We start from the raw sequence: 17,152 nt of genomic DNA on the forward strand, positions 1-17,152 counted from the left end.
CTCCGTCGTTCCGATTCTTAAACCGGCCATTAGAGGCGCGCTGGAGAGGACGCACAATAGATTTAAATGCCCCAAAAAGGCCCATCTATTATGATAAAGTCACAAGCTTAATGCATTGAGGGGCACTGATGGATCGTCTGATCGCGTTTTACCGCCGCATCGTCTCCGAGCTGGACCAGGACGGCAGCGTGGCCGGCATGTCCGGGCTGCTGGCCGAGGTGGAGTCACTGCCGGCGTCACCGGACGATAAACAGAGGCTGTTGACCACCCTGAATCAGAGTATTGATCTGGCCCGCCGCATCGAACAGTACCAGCTCAACGAGCGGGCGCTGCGGGCGGTGTCGGACAGTGCCCGCTCCCTCACCGAGCTCAAGGGCCTGGACGCGGTGCTCAAGGGCATCGTCATGCGCGGGCGGGAGCTGGTGGGCAGCGACATCGCCTGGTTGGCCATGCAGCAGGACGGCGAATCGCGGCTGGTGGCGGTGGACGGCGGCCATACCGAACAGATCAAACACATGGTGGCGCGGGGTCACTCGGGCATTGCCGGTTACGTGGGCCGGTCCCGCTCCGCCTTTGTCACCCAGGATTATCTGGCGGACACCCGATTCACTCACGACCCGTCGGTGGATAAAGCCATTGATGCGGAAGGGCTGATGTCGGTGGTGGCGGCACCGTTGCTCGCCGATGAACGGGTCATCGGCATTCTGATCGTGGCCGACCGTTACCGGCGCACTCACCAGCCCTGGGAGGTGGCCACGTTGATGGCACTGTCCGCCCATGCCTCCGTGGCCATCGGCAATGCCCGTTTCCTACAGCAAAAGCAGCAGGCGATCCAGGATACCGAGGGCGCCAACCGGGCACTCGAAGATAAAGTCGAAGTGCTGGAGTTCGCCGCCGATGCCCATGAACGGCTGACCGCCCTGCTCGCCCGCGGCGGCAGCCAGCAGGATCTGGTGACGCTGGTGAGCCACCTGCTGCACGGCCCCGCGGCGTTCCTGGATCCCGCCGGCCAGGTGCTGTACGTGGCGCCGGAGAGCAATGCCATCGAACCCGCCACACCGGCGTTGCTGGCGGCGGTGGAGAACAGTCGATATCGGGGGCGGTCCGTGGCCGCTACCGGGGCTCGGGTGATGGCGGTCTCCAGCGGCGACGACCACCTCGGGGCGCTGTGGGTGCGTGCCACCACACCATTGAGTGACGACCGCATTCGCATCCTTGAACATTGCGCCGCGGCCAGCGCCGTGCTCGCTTTACTGGAAGAAAAGAAAGCGGCCTCCAGTCTGCAGGCCATGGAAGAGACGGTGAAGGATTTGCTGGAACAGGCCGGCCCACCGGCGCGGGCCCGCGCCGCCAAGCTGGGGCTGGACGTGTCCCGACCGTTGCTCTGCGTGGTCATCGAAGCGGCGCCCTCGAAGCGCCATTACCTGCTGCGACGGTTGCAATCCGGGCTGCGGCCCTTCCGAAAACTGAGCGCGCACCTGGACGCCGCTCTGGTGCTGCTGATGGAAAGCGACGACGCGGAAGCGGCCGGCCAGGCGGTGGAAAACCTGGTGCTCGACCAATCCGGTCTGCCCGCGCTGATTTGTGTTTCCCCGGTGATCACGGACCCGGCAGCGCTACCCGCCCACCATCGACAGTCGCGTCAGGCCCTGCGCGTGGCCCGCAAACTCGGTCGCGACAGCGGCCGCATTCGGGAGTCGGCCTACTATCTGTATGACGCCGTGTTCGCGCATCGCGACGCCGCCGACATCGATCAGTTTCTAAGCGCCACCATCGGCCCGCTGATCAAACACGATCAGGAGCGCGACGGCGGCCTGTGCGAGACACTGTGCCTGTTCCTCGACCTGCAGCAGAATGCGCGCGCCACCGCGCGCACCCTGGGTGTGCATGTCAACACGGTCCACAACCGCCTGGAAGCCATCACCGAGCGTATCGGTGACTGGCAGGGCGAGCGCCGCTCCCTGGAGGTGCACCTGGCATTGCGTCTGCAGGCGTTGCGATCGGGCGACCGGTGAGGCGCGTCAGCGCAGTACGCCGGGCAGCCACAGGGCCAGCGACGGCACCAGCCCGATGATCGTCAATCCGACCAGAATCACCAGTACATAAGGCAACACCGATTGGTAGATGTCAGCCATGGTGATGTGGTCCGGGGCCGCGCCTTTGAGATAGAACAGATTGAAGCCAAACGGCGGCGTCATGTAACCGACCTCCATCATGATGATGAAGAGAATGCCGAACCAGACCGGGTCGAAGCCGAAGTGGTTCACGATCGGCATGAACACCGGCAGAGTGATCAGCATGATACCGATGGGATCGAGAAACATGCCCATCAGAAACACGATCCCCAGCATCACCAGCAAGGCGCCGATCGCTCCCCCCGGCAGATGCATCACCAGCCCCTCGATAAGAGCCTGGGCGCCCATGGCGCTGTAGGCGGTGGAGAACACATGGGCGCCAATAAAGATCCACATGATCATGGCACTGATGCCCAGGGTTTTGACCAGAGCCTCATGGAGCATGGCGAGGCGGAAAGTGCCGTGCAGGACGGCGGAAAGCAGCGCGCCGAGCACGCCGATGGCCGCCGCTTCGGTGGGCGTGGCGATACCGCCGAGGATCGAGCCCAGCACCATGAGAACGATCAGCACCGGCAAAATCACCGCTTTCACCGACTGAATTTTCTCCGGCCAGCCGGCGCGTTCCTCGGGCGGCAGCGCCGGCCCCAGGCCAGGCTGCAGAAAGCAGCGTACGGCAATATACAGCCCCACCAGCGTCGCCAGCAGCACACCGGGTAAAATGCCCGCGGCGAACAGGTCGCCCACCGACACACCGGTATTCATGGAGTAGATGATCATCACCACGCTGGGTGGAATCAGAATACCGAGGCCACCGCCTGCGTTGATGCAACCCAGCGCCATGCGGCGGTCGTAGCCGCGTTCGAGCATGGCCGGCAGCGCCACCGTCGCCATCGCCACCACGGCGGCGCCACTGATGCCCACCATGGCCGCGAACACGGTACAGATCACCACGGTGCCGATCGCCAGGCCGCCCCGCAACCCGCCCATCCAGAGATGCATCATGCGGTACAGGGACCGGGCCAGGCCGGTGCGCTCAAGGATCAGCGCCATCAGCACGAACAGCGGCACCGAAATCAGGGTAAAGCTGTTCATGGTGCTCCAGACCCGGCTGGATACCATGTAGAAGCCGTCCATGCCCCAGGTGAAATACAGGAAGATCGCCGATACCCCGCCCAGCACGAACGCCAGCGGCACACCGAGAAAGACGAACACCAGCAAGGCCCCGAAAAACAGAAGCGTGAGCAACTCAGGCGTCATTGCCGTGCTCCTCGATGGCCGGGCCGTTGAACAACACATCCAGGTCGACCAGCGTATCCGCCAGCCCCTGCAACAGAATCAGGGTGGCGCCCAGCGGAATGGTCAGCTTCAGAGGCCAGATCGGCGGGTTCCACGCGGAGCTCGAGGTCTCCAGCATGGCCACGGATTCCCGGGCCATGGTCCAGCCCTCCAGCAACAGTACGCTGAGGAAGGCGAAGAACAGGAAGGAAGTGAGCAGGTTTACCGCCGCCCGGCCACGCGGGCTGAACCGGTTGTAGATCAGGTCCACATTAACATGGCCCTTGTGCGCCAGCAGGTAGCCGCCGGACAGCATGACATAGGCGCCGAACAACAGCTGCGCCAGTTCCGGCGCCCAGATGGTGGGCGCGGAGAACAAATAACGCGCGATGATTTCATACAAAAGGATAAACGCCATCAGCAACGCGAGATAGCTGATAAAAAAGGCCCCCAGACGATGATTCAGCGCGCTGATCAGGGGGGCCAGTTGAGCGAGTCGGGACACATCGCCTCCAGAGCACGGGAAAAGAGAGGGCCGACGAGGCGCCGGCCCGGTGCTTCACTGCGCGGTGGTCAGTCAATACGACCGAGAGAGCGCAGGAAACCGTTCAACCGTTCCACCGCCTCGGCGGCGCGGTCACTCTTTTTCGCTTCCTCGGCGCGTAACTCGGCGCCCACCTTCCACATGCGTTGCTGGACATCATCGGGCAGCTCAATGACTTTCACGTTCTGGGTGTCCGCCAGCTGCTTGAGCATCAGGGTTTCCTGATAAAGGTACTCATTGGTGCGTTCCCAGAAGTGCTCATCGAGGGTCTCCACCACGATTTCGCGAATGTCTTCCGGCAATGCCGCCAGTGCCTTGTCGTTGATGATGAAGGCTTCAACGCCACCAATGCCAAGCGCCGGACGCACGTGGTATTTGGCGACCTCGTAGAGGCTCAGCGCGTTGGCCTCCTGGGCCGCGCCCCAGTGCGCCCCGTCGACCACGCCGGTGGACAGTGCCTGATAGATTTCCGGCCCCGGCACATAGGTGGCGGCGGCGCCGACTTCGGACACGAAGCTTTGCATCAACCCGGCGGAGCGGATTTTCAAGGCGCTGAAGTCCTCGAGCGATTCCACCGGCTTCTTCAATACCATTTCGGTGGGATAGAGCTTGTCGGTAAAGTAGTGAACGCCCTGCTCCCGAGCTTCTTCACGGATCAGCGATTCAAAACCCAGGTGGGTCCAGAAATATTCCGCCTCCCAAACGTTCTGGAACGCCCCGGGAACGGAAAACGCCAGGCCCGCGGTGGGGATATAGCTCATCAGGTAAGCCGGCGAGGTATAGCCGATCTCGATCACCCCGCGCTTCACCGCCGGGAAGATTTCCTTGGCATCGAACAGGGAACCAGCGGAGTGCAATTTGATATCGAGCCGACCGTCGGTGCGTTCGTAGAGCCGTTCCTTGACCGCCACCACACTGTCCTGCCAGGAGCCGCTGCCCGGCGGCAGATGCGCCTGCAGCGTCCAATGAATCACTTCTTTATCGGCGTCCTCGGCGAACACCGTGGCGGGGCCCGCCAGGCAAAGGGCGGCCAGCGTTGAACACGCCATGCCGGAAAAGGTGCGTTTCAGAGTCATGATTTTTTCTCCCGTTCGTTGTTATCGAATGAATGATTGGCCTGGTACTCCGCCGCCAGCGCGCGCAGGCGCGGCTTGAAAATCTTGCCGACACCGGTGACCGGAATCTCGTCGATCAGAAAGATATGCTTTGGCCGGGCCGGCGGCTCGTGAACATGATCCTGCATGTAGCGCTGGAAAGCGGGCAGATCAAAGCGGGCGGGCTCCTGGGGGGCGACGAACAACACCGGCAATTCGCCGGCGTAACGATCCGGCATGGCCACCGCCGCGCTCAGGCGGACCTGGGGGTGCGCGTTCGCCACCTCCTCAATGGAGAGCGGGTCGATATTGTGGCCGCTGCGGATAATCAGGTCTTTCTCGCGGCCGGTCAGGTGCAGATACTGGTGCTCATCCAGGTAGCCGACATCGCCGGTAATCAGGAAGCCATCGTCGGTAAAGGCGGCGCGGGTCTGAGCGGGGTCCAGATAGCCGGCGACCACCTGTTCGCCGCGCACCAGCACCGCCCCTGCTTCACCGGGCGCACACTCCACCGGCTCCCGCTCACGTCCCAGGGGACGTATCCGGATGTCGCTGAATGGACCGCGTAAGCCGACGCTGCCGCGCACATGGCGGCCATGCAATGGGGTGGCGGCGATGGCGGCGACCGTCTCGGTCATCCCGTATTGCTCCAGCAAAGGCACCCCGGTGCGTGTTTCGAAGCGGTCGGCGGCGGCGCGGGTCAGGGAAGCACCACCGGTGAGCACGAAACGCAGGGTGGACACATCGTGCCCGCCCACGGGTACCTCGGCGATGGCGCCGATGGTGGTGGGCACGCCTCCCAGCACCGTGGCCTGGTGGCGTTCCACCAGCGCCCAGATATTGTTGACCACCGCCGGATTGCGGAAGCCATCGGCGGTCAGCATCACCAGGTGCCCCGCCGCCGCCAGCACGCTCAGGCCCACCGTGGACGTGCCGCCCACATGAAACAGCGGGAAGCCGTTCAGCGCCACGTCGCGCTCCGACAGATCGAAGAGCTGGCTCAGACACCAGGCGGCGTGGATCTGGTTACGGTGGGTTTGCGGGACCAGCTTTGGCACACCGGTGGTGCCGCCGGTATGGAACAGGGCCGCCCGGTCTTCAGGGCCGGGGGGCGTGGCTTTCAGGTCGCTATCGGCGATCCCTGAGAGCTGGTCGTGCAGTGACAGATAACGCAAAGGGTCCAGCCATTCCGGTACCTCGCCCATTACCAGCACCAGCCGCAGGGAAGGCGTGGCGGCCACCACGCGCTCCACTTTGTCCCAGATCTCCGCGTCCCGCCCGGGCCCCGGGCAGACCAGAATCTCGGCTTGCTCCGCGTTAAGCAGAGCGGCAATCACCTCGGCACTCAGCAGGTAGTTGACGGTGTTGGCGACACCCGCCACCTCGGCCCCCCAGATCACCGTGGGCAACTCCGGATGGGTACGACCCAGGATCGAGATAACGCTATCGCGGCGGGCCCCGAGACGCGTGAACAGATTGGCCATCCGGGTTACATCGCGGAGCAGTTGCGCGTGGGTGCGGGTCACGAAGTGGGCGTCGGGCGCCGCCGATTCCAACACGGTAAGCGCGGGCCGGCCGCCGTGCAGGGCGGCATTGGCGCTCAGGACCTCATACAGGCTCCGGGAAGGCACTCTGTCCTGGTAGGCGGCCTGTTCCAGTGCCCGAATATCGTCCACGGTCCGCACCGGCCCCAGGGAGGCGGTGGTTTTATAGGTTGTCATGATGTTGTCGTCTTTATCCGTTGAGCGAGCCGGGATCAGTGTGGAATCCGGCACGCCCCATTGCTATATGACAATCACACAACAAATTCAGAAAACAGTGTTTCTTTATTCTATCCCCGACTTCTGTTTGGCCTCCGCACGACATTGAGTGAGCGCGTGCGACGTTTCGACGCCCCACCTCGTTGCCCGGTCACTCGCGCGTCACATAAGGACCCTATGGTGCTTTTTTCCTAACCGGGCGCCCGCCCCTTTTTACCTGGAGAAGTCCCCATGAATGTTCGCGCTGATTCCCTTTTTTCCCGCCGCGCGCGCTGGACGCTGTTGGCCTGCGCGGTGGCGCTGAGCGCCTGCGGTGGCGACAGCGACAACGATCCGGTCGGCGGCGGCGACCCGGATCCGACGCCGCCGGTGGCGCGGTCCGGCGGCTGGACCCAAGGCGATCTGCATGTGCATACCTTCCAGTCGGACGACGCCCAGGTGTCGCTGGAAAGCGTGCTCGATGACGGTTTCGATCGTTACCAGCTGGATTGGATGGCGCTGTCCAACCATCTGCGGCTGTCCGGGCGGGACCATACCGGCACCAGCCTGCAGGGCGGCGCCATTCCGTTTTCCCGGGGGCTGGTGGAGTACGAGAAGCCCTACGTCGAACAGGCCCGGGCCGACGGCCGCTACCAGGGCAAGACCGTGTTTTCCACGGTGGAGTGGGACATGCCCACCCACGATCATGTGAACATCGGCATCGGCCTGGACGATCCCTACGGCGAGGACAGCCTGCGGGCGGTGGCGCAGTTCGAGTATCGGTTCACCAATCGGGACCCGTCCCTGTTCGATCCGGCCCTGGTGGCGTCGCTGAGCGACCAGACCCGCGCCTACTCCACCCATGCGGATTCCCTCAAGGCGCTGGCGTGGCTGCGTGACCGCCATCCCGACAGCTACATGCTGCTGAACCATCCGAACCGGTACATGAACAAGTACACGGTGGCCCAGTTGCGGGAGATGAACGACCTGGCGCCGGAGATCTTTTTCGCCATCGAGGGCATGGTGGGCAACCAGATGGAGCCGGACCGGGGCGGCTATGTGGAGGCCTACACCGATGCCAATCTGACCTCGCGCACCTACGGCGGCACCGATTACATCGTGGCCAAGCTGGGCGGGCCCTGGGACGCCTTGCTGGGCGAGGGCCGCCGGATCTGGACGGTGGCCAATTCCGATTACCACTTCACCACCGCCCAGGGGCGCTACAGCAGCGGCTACGCGCCGGGCGAATACGCCAAGACCTATGTGTGGCTGGAGGACGATGCGCGTACGCCGGCGGACCTGCTGACGGCGCTGCGTGGCGGCCGCCTGTTCGGCGTGTTCGGTGACCTGATCGACGCCCTCGACTTCCAGGCCGAGGGCGTCGACGACGGCGCCGTGATGGGCGGCGAGCTGGCGGTCGCCAACGGCGAGCAGGTGACGGTGACGATCCGCTTCCGCAGCCCGGAGAGCAACCACTATGAGTACCCGCTGGAGAGCGGCCACCTGGTCAATGCCCGGCCGGTGGTGGACCACGTGGATCTGATCGCCGGCGACGTGAGCGCGCCCGCCGCCCCGGAAGAGGCCGGCTACGCCGAGGCCACCAACCCCAGCACCCGGGTGGTGGCCCGCTTCAACGCCAACGACTGGACCGTGGGCGAGGACGGTTTCGCCACCGTCACCCACACGCTCACCATCACCGGCGATCAGTACCTGCGCCTGCGCGGTACCAATCTGGCGCCGAACGTGGCGGGGGAAACCGTGGACGGCGAACCGCAACCGGACCGCAAGGTGGATCTGAGCAACGACGCCGCGCGTTTCGATGCCATCAATGCCCGCAACTATAACGATCTGTGGTTCTATTCCAATCCGATCTTTGTGACCGTCGAAGGCTGATCGTTTCGCCGGAGCCGGGCGCCTGCCCGGCTCCTTCTTTTTTAAAATTCTCTTATTTGGCGGGCTCGTTCACACGACGTTGACCTAGCCGTTCACAAACCCCGCAACCCGCCCCGTTCACGCCCTTTTTCTGCCATTAAACTGCGTGTTCAGCCGTGCCAGCGATGGCAAGGCTCCCCCCTCCCATGGACCCGGACGCACGACTTCGAGGGATTGGGTATGCCCAATGATGGCGCGGTAATATCAACTCCGTCGCAGAATTTTCTCGAGTTCGAACCGACACGCCATCGGCGCTGGTACGAACGCATTCTTCTCAACACGCCGCTCGGCTATGCGCTGTCGCTGGTGCTGGTGGCGCTGGTGCCCTTTCATTTGGGCTACGGCTACTGGGATTCGCCGGCGGACCCCAATCAGTTGTTGACCCTGGGCATTCTGTCCCTGGCGTTTGTCGTCAACGCCTTGCTGTCACGGGCGCTGTCGCAGTACCCGGGCGGCAATCTGATCGCCTATCAATTGTCGGTGACCGCCGTCACCATCGGCCTGACGTTGCTGACGATCACCGCCTGCCGGCTGGGTTACGCGCGCAAGCCGCTGTTTATCGGCTTCGCGCTGCTGATGGGCGCCCAGGTGGCGACGGTCTTGTTGAAGGCGCGCTTTCGCTACACCAAGTTCGCGCTGGTGCCCGGCGGGCGCCTGACGACGCCGCCGGATTGCCGGGATTGCGCTCGCTTTCTGGTGCTGAAAAGCCCTCGGGACCGGCGCCGTTTCGACGCGCTGGTGGTGGATACGGATGCGCCGCTCAGCGATGAGTGGGTGCGGTTTATCGCGCGGCACAATGCCCGCAATATTCCGGTGCTCAGCGGTAAGTATCTGCATGAGTCGCTGGATGGCAGCGTCGATCTGGACGGGCTCAGCCTGTCGGATCTGCGCGCGCTGCAGCCCAATCCGCTGTACCTGCTCGGCAAGCGGCTGCTGGATGTGGCCGGTGCGGTGTTGCTGCTGCCGGTGGCGTTGCCGGTGCTGGCGCTGGTGGCGCTGGCGATCCGGCTGGAGTCGCCGGGGCCGGCGTTGTTCATTCAGGATCGGGTGGGCGCCGGCAACGAGCCCTTCCGCATGCTCAAGTTCCGGTCCATGCGGCTGCCGGACGACGACCGCGGTGATCGCCCGCGCTTCGCCGATGAGGAAGAGCACCGCATCACGCCGCTGGGCCGGTTGCTGCGACGCAGCCGGTTGGATGAGCTGCCGCAGCTCTGGAACGTGCTGAAAGGCGATATGAGCCTGATCGGGCCGCGACCTGAGCAGCCGCGTTTCGCCCGCTCGTTCGACCGGGCGGTGCCCTTCTACCGCTACCGTCACATCATCAAGCCGGGCATCACCGGCTGGGCCCAGGTGCAGCAGGGCTACGCCTCCGATGTGGTGGACACGCGCCGCAAGGTGGAGCACGACTTCTACTACATCAAGCACCTGGGGCCGGTGCTGGATATTCTGATCGTGATGAAAACCCTGCACACCATGGCCACCGGGTTCGGCGCGCGCTGATCAGCGTTCGCCGCGGGCCATTTTCAGCACCGCTTCGTGGGGCCGGTCGTAGCGACCGGCGGCGGCGTCACGCAGCGCCGCCCAGGTGAGCCGCAGGTAGGGCCGCGCGTCGTCGTAGTGGCGGGCATTCAACAGCCAGCGGGCCAGCTTCAGCGGCAGGAACGGCCAGAACAGGACGCCAGCGGCGGTGTGGTAGACACGCAGGCCGTTGCGGTAGGTGTAGTAGGCTTTCCAGAGCGGCTCGAAGGTCTTTTCGTGGGTGGAGAAGGTGGCGCAGTCGTGGGTGAAGCGCACCCAGGGCAGGAAGGCGATGCGGCCACCCTGACGGCGCACATTGAGCGCGTAGAGCACGTCGTCCCCGTAAATGAACAGCCGCCCTTCCGGCAGACCCACCCGGTCCACCATGGCGCCGCGCACGAAGAAGCCCACGAAGGACGTGGAGTCGATGTCCACCGGGGCGCCGGCGCGGTAATCCGCGTCGTCCAGATGAAAGCCCCGGCGGCCCTGGCCGAGCACCGTCTTCAGGAAACGGCGCGGATGCCAGAACGGGTTGAGCCCCGGGCGGTTCATCTCACAGACAGTGTCGTCCGGGAAGTACACCGCCGCCGCCGCCGCGTCGATACCGTCCAGATCCGAGTCCAGAAAGGCGCGGAAGGCACCGGGCCGGGGCCAGGCGTCGTCGTCGAAACAGACCAGCCATTCCGGCCGGTAGCGGGCTCGGGCGTGGCGGAAGCCGGCCTCGAAGCCGCCGGCGCCGCCCAGGTTGCGCGTCATGGTGAGCACATCGAGACGAGGATCGGCGCCCTGCTGCTCCGCCAGCCAGTCTCCAGTGCCGTCGGTTGAATGATTGTCGACCACCACGATGGCGTCACACGCCTGCCCGCGCAGCGCCGCCAGGCAGGTGCGCAAGTGGGCCAGGCGGTTGTAGGTGACCACCACCGCCACCAACCGCGCGCCGCTCGGGGCTTTCTCGGAACAGTCGGTCACAGCGGCGCCTTGAAGAACGCGGGCACCGGCTCGCCGGTGCGGCGGTGTTCCAGGAAACCCCGCGCCACGTCCAGGGCCTCGCGGATGGTCACATCCATATCCAGATAGCGATAGGTGCCGAGGCGGCCCACGAAGGTAACGCCGGCGGTGCTTTCCGCCTTTTCCACATAGCGGGCCAGCATGGCTTTCTCGTCGACCAGGCGGATCGGGTAATAGGGAATATCGTCCGGCCCGCAGGCGCGGCTGTACTCCTTGTAGCAGACGCTGCCCTCGTGCTGCTCCCAGGGCGAGAAATGCTTGTGCTCGGTAATGCGCGTGTACGGCACCGACTCGTCGCCGTAGTTCATCACCGCGCAGCCCTGGTAGTCGCCGTCGTGGGTGAACCGCTCGAAGTCCAGGGTGCGGTAGCCGAGCCGACCCTCGCTGTAATCGAAATAGCCGTCCAGCGGTCCGGAATAGAACACATGATCGTAGTCGCGGGCCATGGCCGCCTCGAACGGCGTATTAAGACGCACCCGGATGTTGGGGTGATCGAGAATGCCCGCCACCAGGGCGGTGTAGCCGTGTTCGGGCATGCCCTGGAAACGGTGGAAGAAATAGTTGTCGTTGTAGTTGAAGCGCACCGGCAGGCGCTTGAGGATGCTGGCCGGCAGCGCCGACGGGTGGCAGCCCCACTGCTTGGTGGTGTAGCCGTGAAAAAACGCCTGATACAGTTCCCGCCCCACGAAACGCAGCCCCTGCTCCTCGAAGGTTTGCGGGTCGTCGATATGGGTGGCGGCCTGCGCCTCGATAAAGGCCCTGGCCTCCTCCGGCCGGAGCGTCTTGCCGAAGAACTGATTGATGGTGTGCAGATTGATCGGCAGCGAGTAGACGCACCCGCCCACGGTGCTTTTCACCCGGTTCTCGTAGGGCTTGAACGCGGAAAAGCGCCGCACGTAGTCCCACACTTCCTGGTCGTCGGTATGGAAGATGTGCGGTCCGTAGACGTGCACCATGACGCCGGTGTCCGGGTCCCGTTCGGTGTGGCAGTTGCCGGCGATGTGGTCGCGCCGGTCGATGATGTCCACCTGGTAGCCGGCCACGGCCAGTTCACGGCCAATGACCGCGCCGGAGAACCCCGCCCCGACAAACAGAATGCGCTTCATTAACGACCTCCGATTCCATCGCGCCAACCTCTCATAAGCGCCTTGATCATGGGCAGGCCGGGCTGGTGCGCCAGAGCACGCAGCGAATAGCGCGAGAGGTTGAGAAAGAAAAGAAAGTTGGTGTAGCGACTGGAATGACCCACCGGCGCCGCGTTGAAGGCGTCGCGCTTGAGCCGAAAGGCGTTGCGGACCATGTAATAGGATCGGAACGGATTAGGGTCGCCATAGCCGTAGATTTTCTTTCTGAACACCGCCTTTCTGGTATAGATCACGGTGGTGTGGAAAGACGCCTTGACCCCGTACACGGTGTCATCGTGATAAATGAAATAGGCCGGGTCCGGAAAACCGATCTTCGCCACCAGGTCACGATGGATCAGCATGCCCTCGAAGCAGGCCACATTCACCGGGCACCAGTCGCGACCCAAGGCGAAGGAGACGTTCTTCAGGTCGACCAAACGCCCGGTGGCGAAGTCAAAGAACTGTTCCCAGTATTGAACCTCGCCGTTCTCGGTGAAGATCTTGGTCGCGTTGATGCATTGAGAGAAGCCGCCGTAGCCGAGCATCGCCTCCAGCGCGTCCTGGTCCGGCTCAACATCATCGTCCATGGTCCAAAGCCAGTCATACCCGGCTTCGTAGGCGAGCTTCATGCCTCTTTCGAAGCCACCGGCGCCGCCGAGATTATGGCTCATCTTCATATAGGTGACCTTGTCACGCGCCAACCAGCCTTCAGCCTCCAAAAGCTGTTCCGTGCCGTCCGTCGAGGCATTATCGACCAGAAAAATCCGTTCCACCGGAACGCTTTGCCGTGTCAGCCCGCGTAGGGTTTCCAACAACAGCTCCTTGCGATTAAAGGTGACGACTACCGCGGCGACCGTCATACCCGCAACACCTTGCGAAGGGCGCGCAGGGGCGCCACGCTCTTGAGCCTTTCCACCACCTGCACCAACCGCCAGGTGTTGCCGCCCAGACGATGGAAGTAGTCACCCCAGGCCATCAGCATGCCCATGCTTACGCGACCTGCTTCCAGGTCGGCGCGCAGGTGTTTGTTGACGATCAGGTCCCGGTAAAACAGATGGCGATCGCGGCCCGCTGTCACGGTATTCGCGTAGTCCGCGTTGCCCTCGACGCGAATGTGATAGTTCGCCAGGCGATCTTTCACGACGATCACGTCAAATTTTGAAAGGAATCGGATATTGAACTCCCAGTCACCGATCACCGGCAGAGACTCGTCAAACAGACCGATAACGTCGAAGACCTCGCGGCGGAACAGAAAGGAGATCGGCATGAACTTGTTGATCTCCGTAATCTCCGGCAGGGATACGGACACTAGCCAGGGGTCGAAATCCCGTCTTGAGACCTCCCGGGCACCGTTATCGTCAACCCGCTCGAAGATCTGGTTGGTGTGCGTCACCACCCCCTTAATCGAAGGAAAGGGCGTACCCTGAAGCGTACGGACGCAGGTCTCGAGAAACTCCGGTTCCCAGGTGTCGTCGTCGTCATGGATGGTCACGTAAGTGGACTCGCAGGCGGTGATACCCTTGTTCGAAGCTCCCTCCATACCCAGGGATTCAGGGTTGTGAATCACCATCAGACGGTCGCCGTAACGAGCCTTGTACGGTGCCAGAACCTTTTCCACCGGCTCCGCCTCGCCACCGTCGTTGACGATCACATGGATCCAATTCTGGTAGGTCTGCCCCAGCACACTTTCCACCGCCCGACCCAGAATCAGGGCCCGGTTTTTGGTGCGGGTGATGACCGCGACGCGCTCTTGCATAGTACTCATTCAACGATTCCTTCGGAGCCACTTATCCCAAAACGAAGGTGCCCTCATCGGTTCACGCGGCTCCATATCGGCCTTCATTTGCTGATAGTCCTCACTCATTCGGTCCAACCGGCCATTCACGCCGGCCACCTGGCGGCGCAGATGGGCGACCTGGGAATGTATGTTTTCAAGGTAGACGCGGTTTACCAGCTGGCCATCCGGTCCGACGTGGGGGCGGGCCGTGCGGCATGACTCGAACCGGGCGCGCCGGTTCTTCATACGTTCGTCCACCTCGCCGTCCTGGTAGTAGCCAAAGCAGTAGCCGTCCTCGCGGTAGTACTTTCTGAGCACCGCGATGGACTGCGGGGAGGCCTCGCTCCGATCGTCTTTCTCGGTCTTGTTGATGGCCTTTATGCCGACCTGGTGGCCGATGATCGTCGTCAGCTCGCTCCAGTGCTCCTCAATGTTCTCAAGGCAACCGATCCAATCCACCAGGGTCTTTTCGCCTTCAAATACCGTTTCCGCCTGTGGATACAGGTGTTCCTCCAGGTCTTGGGGATCGATGTCGACCAGCCGTTGGATAAAGGTGTCCGCCTCACACCCGTATTCAATGCCCCGTTCCTGGTAATAAGGCGTGACGTTTTCGTCAAAAATCAGGATCTTGTTTCGGTAGAAGGACAGCGCCCGGTCCACCGGGTCCCTAACAAAGGTGAACTTGAAGACCTGGTCGAGGAGCCGGCTGCCCGGCGACAGCACGTCCAGAAAGAGAAGGTCGTAATCTCCGGGATTGTGCACGTTGAAACCGACCTGCTCCGGTGATGAATCCCGGAAATCCGATAGCGCCACCTTGATGGCGGTACATCCGCTTTTAGCAATGTTCAGGTAAGCGACATCGCCACTTTTGGCGACATAGAAGCGTTTCTTGATCATTGCCTTTCCTCGTGAATCGACTGCCCGGATAGTGTATAAACGCGATCGCAGTTTCGCTGGATGACCTGCTCCGAGTGCGATACCAACACCACGGTCTGGTCCGAATGCATCTTCTTGATCATTTCCCGCTCGGCTTTTTTCTTGAACGCCTTGTCGCCAACCGCGAGCACTTCGTCGAGCAGCAGCACGTCCGGCGACAGGAACATGGCCACCGAGAAGCCCAGGCGGGCGCGCATGCCGGAGGAATAGGTCTTCACCGGCTCGTGCATGAAATCACCCAGTTCGGCGAAGTCGGCGATCTGGTCCAGGCGGTCGAGGGCCTGGCGGCGGGTGTAGCCGAGCAGCATGGCGCTAAGCACCGCGTTGTCGGTGCCCGGCAGTTCACCGTCGAAGCCGGCCTGCAGGGCCAGCAGGGCGACGCTGACGCCGTGGTTCACCACCTGGCCGCTGTCCGGTTGGATGATGCCGGCGAGCGCCCGCAGCAGGGTGGATTTGCCGGCGCCGTTGCGGCCGACGATGCCCAGGGTCTCGCCCCGGTGGAGCTCGAAGTTCAGGCCCTGGAACACCTGGTAGTAACGGGCGCGTCGGAACAGGCTGCCGGCGCGTTTGTAGCGCACGCCCATGTCACGAACGGAAATCACCGGCTGGCCGTTCATTCCACCACCACCCGGGGAAACACCCCTTCCAGCCGCCGGTAGGCGAGAATCACCACCACCAGGCCGATCACACAACCGAGCGTGAGCCAGCCCATCTGGCTCCAGTCCGGCCATCGGTGCTCGAGCAGAATAAGCCGATATTGGTGCAGCAGGTTGGCGACCGGGTTGGTCATAAAGAGGCCGCGCCATTGCTCCGGAATGGTGTCCACGGTGTAGAACACGCCACTGACGAACAGCAGGAACTGCAATCCGGTGGGCACCAGATTGATCAGGTCGCGGACGAACGGAATCATCATCGCCAGGGCGCAGCCGACCACCACCATCAGCAGCAATTGCACCAGCACCACCGGCACCAGTGCCAGCCAGTGCACGGTGGGCGCCAGCCCGTAGAGCAGCAGAAACACCGCCAGCATCAGAAACACCAGGGTCTGCTTGCCGGCGTTCTGCATCACCGCCACCAGCGGGAAAAACAGGGGCGAGATGCGCACCTGGTTCATCAGGCCCCGCCCTTCGACGATGGTGTTGGAAGCGTGCTGCACGGTTTTGGCGAACCACTGAAACGGCACCAGCCCGGTGAGCAGATAGGCGACGAAGCCCTCGCCGCCCCGGTGCAGCAGCAGACCGAACACCACGTAGAAGACCGCCATGTACAGCAGCGGGTCGATCACCCACCAGAGGTAGCGCAGGTGGTTGCGGTTGGCTTCGGATTTCAGGTTGAGGCGCGCCTTGGTCCACACCAGGTCGACGAAGTTGCGCCCGTTCCGGCGGCGTGGCGGCGCCACCACCGCCGGCCCGGGCGCGTCGCTTTCTTCCAGCCAGTCCACGCCGTGTTCCTCGGCGAGCCGCAGGCGGCGTGCTTCCCGGTGGTGGCCCTGTTGCTCCTCCAGCGCCGCCGCGCGGCGGTAGCCCGGCGGGTGGTCGGGGAAGCGGCGGCGCACCTCGGCCCAGCGTTGGCGCGCGGTGTCCCAGTCGCCGGCGGCCATGGCCAGTTCCGCGTGTTGATCGAAGGCCGGCGCCCAGTCCGGAAAGGCATCGCGGGCGTGGCGGTTAAAGCTCAGGGCGGCGTCGTGGTCGCCGGTGGCCTGGGCCAGATGGGCACTGCGCACCCACACCGGCGGGTCATCGGGAAACCGCTCACGGGCTTCGGCCAGCAGGCGGGCCGCCAGCGCGGCGTCGCCATCGGCGAGGGCGGTGTTGGCGCCCTGCACCCAGCCACCCGGGTGGTCCTCGAAGCGGGTCCGGGCTTCCGCCAGCAGCTGCCGCGCTTCGCCGTGACTGCCCAGCTCGCGCAGGGCCACCGCCGCCTGAATCCAGACCGGCGGATGGTCCGGGTAGACCACGCGCAGGGTGGCCCAGCGGCCGGCGGCCTGTCGCCACTGGCGCGCGGCCATGGCATCGAAGGCCCATTGAAAGGCATCCCGGGGGGCGAGCCGGCGGTCTTGCCGCGGCGTTGGAGACGTCGGTGGGGAAAGGCTTTCCGCCATAATGCTTCCGGCAAAAAAACGTGAAGAAA

14 protein-coding genes are annotated in these 17,152 nt (G+C 63.6%); 3 read left to right on the top strand and 11 right to left on the bottom strand.

Going from position 1 to position 17,152, the window contains the following annotated elements:
• Positions 1–128: 128 nt before the first annotated feature.
• Positions 129–2,015, top strand: a complete 1,887-nt coding sequence (locus tag ACLD0W_RS11200; protein ID WP_410307574.1) for a helix-turn-helix domain-containing protein — start codon at positions 129–131, stop codon at positions 2,013–2,015.
• A gap of 6 nt (positions 2,016–2,021) precedes the next feature.
• On the opposite strand, the gene ACLD0W_RS11205 is transcribed toward ACLD0W_RS11200, so the two are convergent.
• From ACLD0W_RS11205 to ACLD0W_RS11220, 4 genes are all read right to left on the bottom strand, one after another.
• Positions 2,022–3,332, bottom strand: a complete 1,311-nt coding sequence (locus ACLD0W_RS11205; RefSeq protein WP_410307575.1) for a TRAP transporter large permease subunit — start codon at positions 3,330–3,332, stop codon at positions 2,022–2,024.
• A complete protein-coding gene (locus tag ACLD0W_RS11210; protein WP_410307576.1) occupies positions 3,322–3,855 on the bottom strand; it encodes a TRAP transporter small permease subunit in 534 nt (177 codons plus the stop codon). The genes ACLD0W_RS11205 and ACLD0W_RS11210 overlap by 11 nt, the downstream gene beginning before the upstream one ends.
• Before the next feature lie 68 nt (positions 3,856–3,923).
• On the bottom strand, positions 3,924–4,970 hold the full coding sequence (gene dctP / locus ACLD0W_RS11215; protein ID WP_410307577.1) for a TRAP transporter substrate-binding protein DctP: 1,047 nt from the start codon (positions 4,968–4,970) through the stop codon (positions 3,924–3,926).
• Positions 4,967–6,709 (bottom strand): AMP-binding protein, encoded by a 1,743-nt coding sequence (locus tag ACLD0W_RS11220; protein ID WP_410307578.1) that lies wholly within the window; start codon positions 6,707–6,709, stop codon positions 4,967–4,969. Before ACLD0W_RS11220 ends, dctP begins: the two co-directional genes overlap by 4 nt.
• A 270-nt stretch (positions 6,710–6,979) precedes the next feature.
• Between ACLD0W_RS11220 and ACLD0W_RS11225 the strand changes: the two genes are divergently transcribed.
• Complete coding sequence (locus ACLD0W_RS11225) at positions 6,980–8,620, top strand: S-layer protein (protein ID WP_410307579.1); 1,641 nt, start codon at positions 6,980–6,982, stop codon at positions 8,618–8,620.
• Positions 8,621–8,839: 219 nt separating this feature from the next.
• Positions 8,840–10,159, top strand: coding sequence for a sugar transferase (locus ACLD0W_RS11230; protein ID WP_410307580.1), 1,320 nt, complete (start codon positions 8,840–8,842; stop codon positions 10,157–10,159).
• Here ACLD0W_RS11230 and ACLD0W_RS11235 read toward each other — a convergent pair whose 3' ends face one another.
• Genes ACLD0W_RS11235 through ACLD0W_RS11265 form a run of 7 tightly spaced genes read right to left on the bottom strand, consistent with a single transcriptional unit; the run spans position 10,160 to position 17,123 of the window.
• Complete coding sequence (locus tag ACLD0W_RS11235) at positions 10,160–11,146, bottom strand: glycosyltransferase (RefSeq protein ID WP_410307581.1); 987 nt, start codon at positions 11,144–11,146, stop codon at positions 10,160–10,162.
• On the bottom strand, positions 11,143–12,291 hold the full coding sequence (gene glf / locus ACLD0W_RS11240; protein WP_410307582.1) for a UDP-galactopyranose mutase: 1,149 nt from the start codon (positions 12,289–12,291) through the stop codon (positions 11,143–11,145). The genes ACLD0W_RS11235 and glf overlap by 4 nt, the downstream gene beginning before the upstream one ends.
• Complete coding sequence (locus ACLD0W_RS11245) at positions 12,291–13,169, bottom strand: glycosyltransferase family 2 protein (RefSeq protein WP_410307583.1); 879 nt, start codon at positions 13,167–13,169, stop codon at positions 12,291–12,293. Before ACLD0W_RS11245 ends, glf begins: the two co-directional genes overlap by 1 nt.
• Positions 13,166–14,074, bottom strand: coding sequence for a glycosyltransferase family 2 protein (locus tag ACLD0W_RS11250; protein WP_410307584.1), 909 nt, complete (start codon positions 14,072–14,074; stop codon positions 13,166–13,168). The genes ACLD0W_RS11245 and ACLD0W_RS11250 overlap by 4 nt, the downstream gene beginning before the upstream one ends.
• Entirely contained in the window at positions 14,075–14,983 is a 909-nt protein-coding gene (locus tag ACLD0W_RS11255) for a sulfotransferase family 2 domain-containing protein (protein WP_410307585.1), read from the bottom strand.
• Positions 14,980–15,639 carry an ABC transporter ATP-binding protein gene (locus ACLD0W_RS11260; protein ID WP_410307586.1) on the bottom strand — a complete coding sequence of 220 codons (660 nt, stop codon included), beginning with the start codon at positions 15,637–15,639 and terminating at the stop codon, positions 14,980–14,982. The genes ACLD0W_RS11255 and ACLD0W_RS11260 overlap by 4 nt, the downstream gene beginning before the upstream one ends.
• Positions 15,636–17,123 carry a tetratricopeptide repeat protein gene (locus tag ACLD0W_RS11265; RefSeq protein ID WP_410307587.1) on the bottom strand — a complete coding sequence of 496 codons (1,488 nt, stop codon included), beginning with the start codon at positions 17,121–17,123 and terminating at the stop codon, positions 15,636–15,638. The genes ACLD0W_RS11260 and ACLD0W_RS11265 overlap by 4 nt, the downstream gene beginning before the upstream one ends.
• Positions 17,124–17,152 lie beyond the last annotated feature (29 nt).

Origin of the sequence: Alloalcanivorax sp. C16-1 (assembly GCF_046507805.1) — a bacterium.
GTDB lineage: Bacteria > Pseudomonadota > Gammaproteobacteria > Pseudomonadales > Alcanivoracaceae > Alloalcanivorax.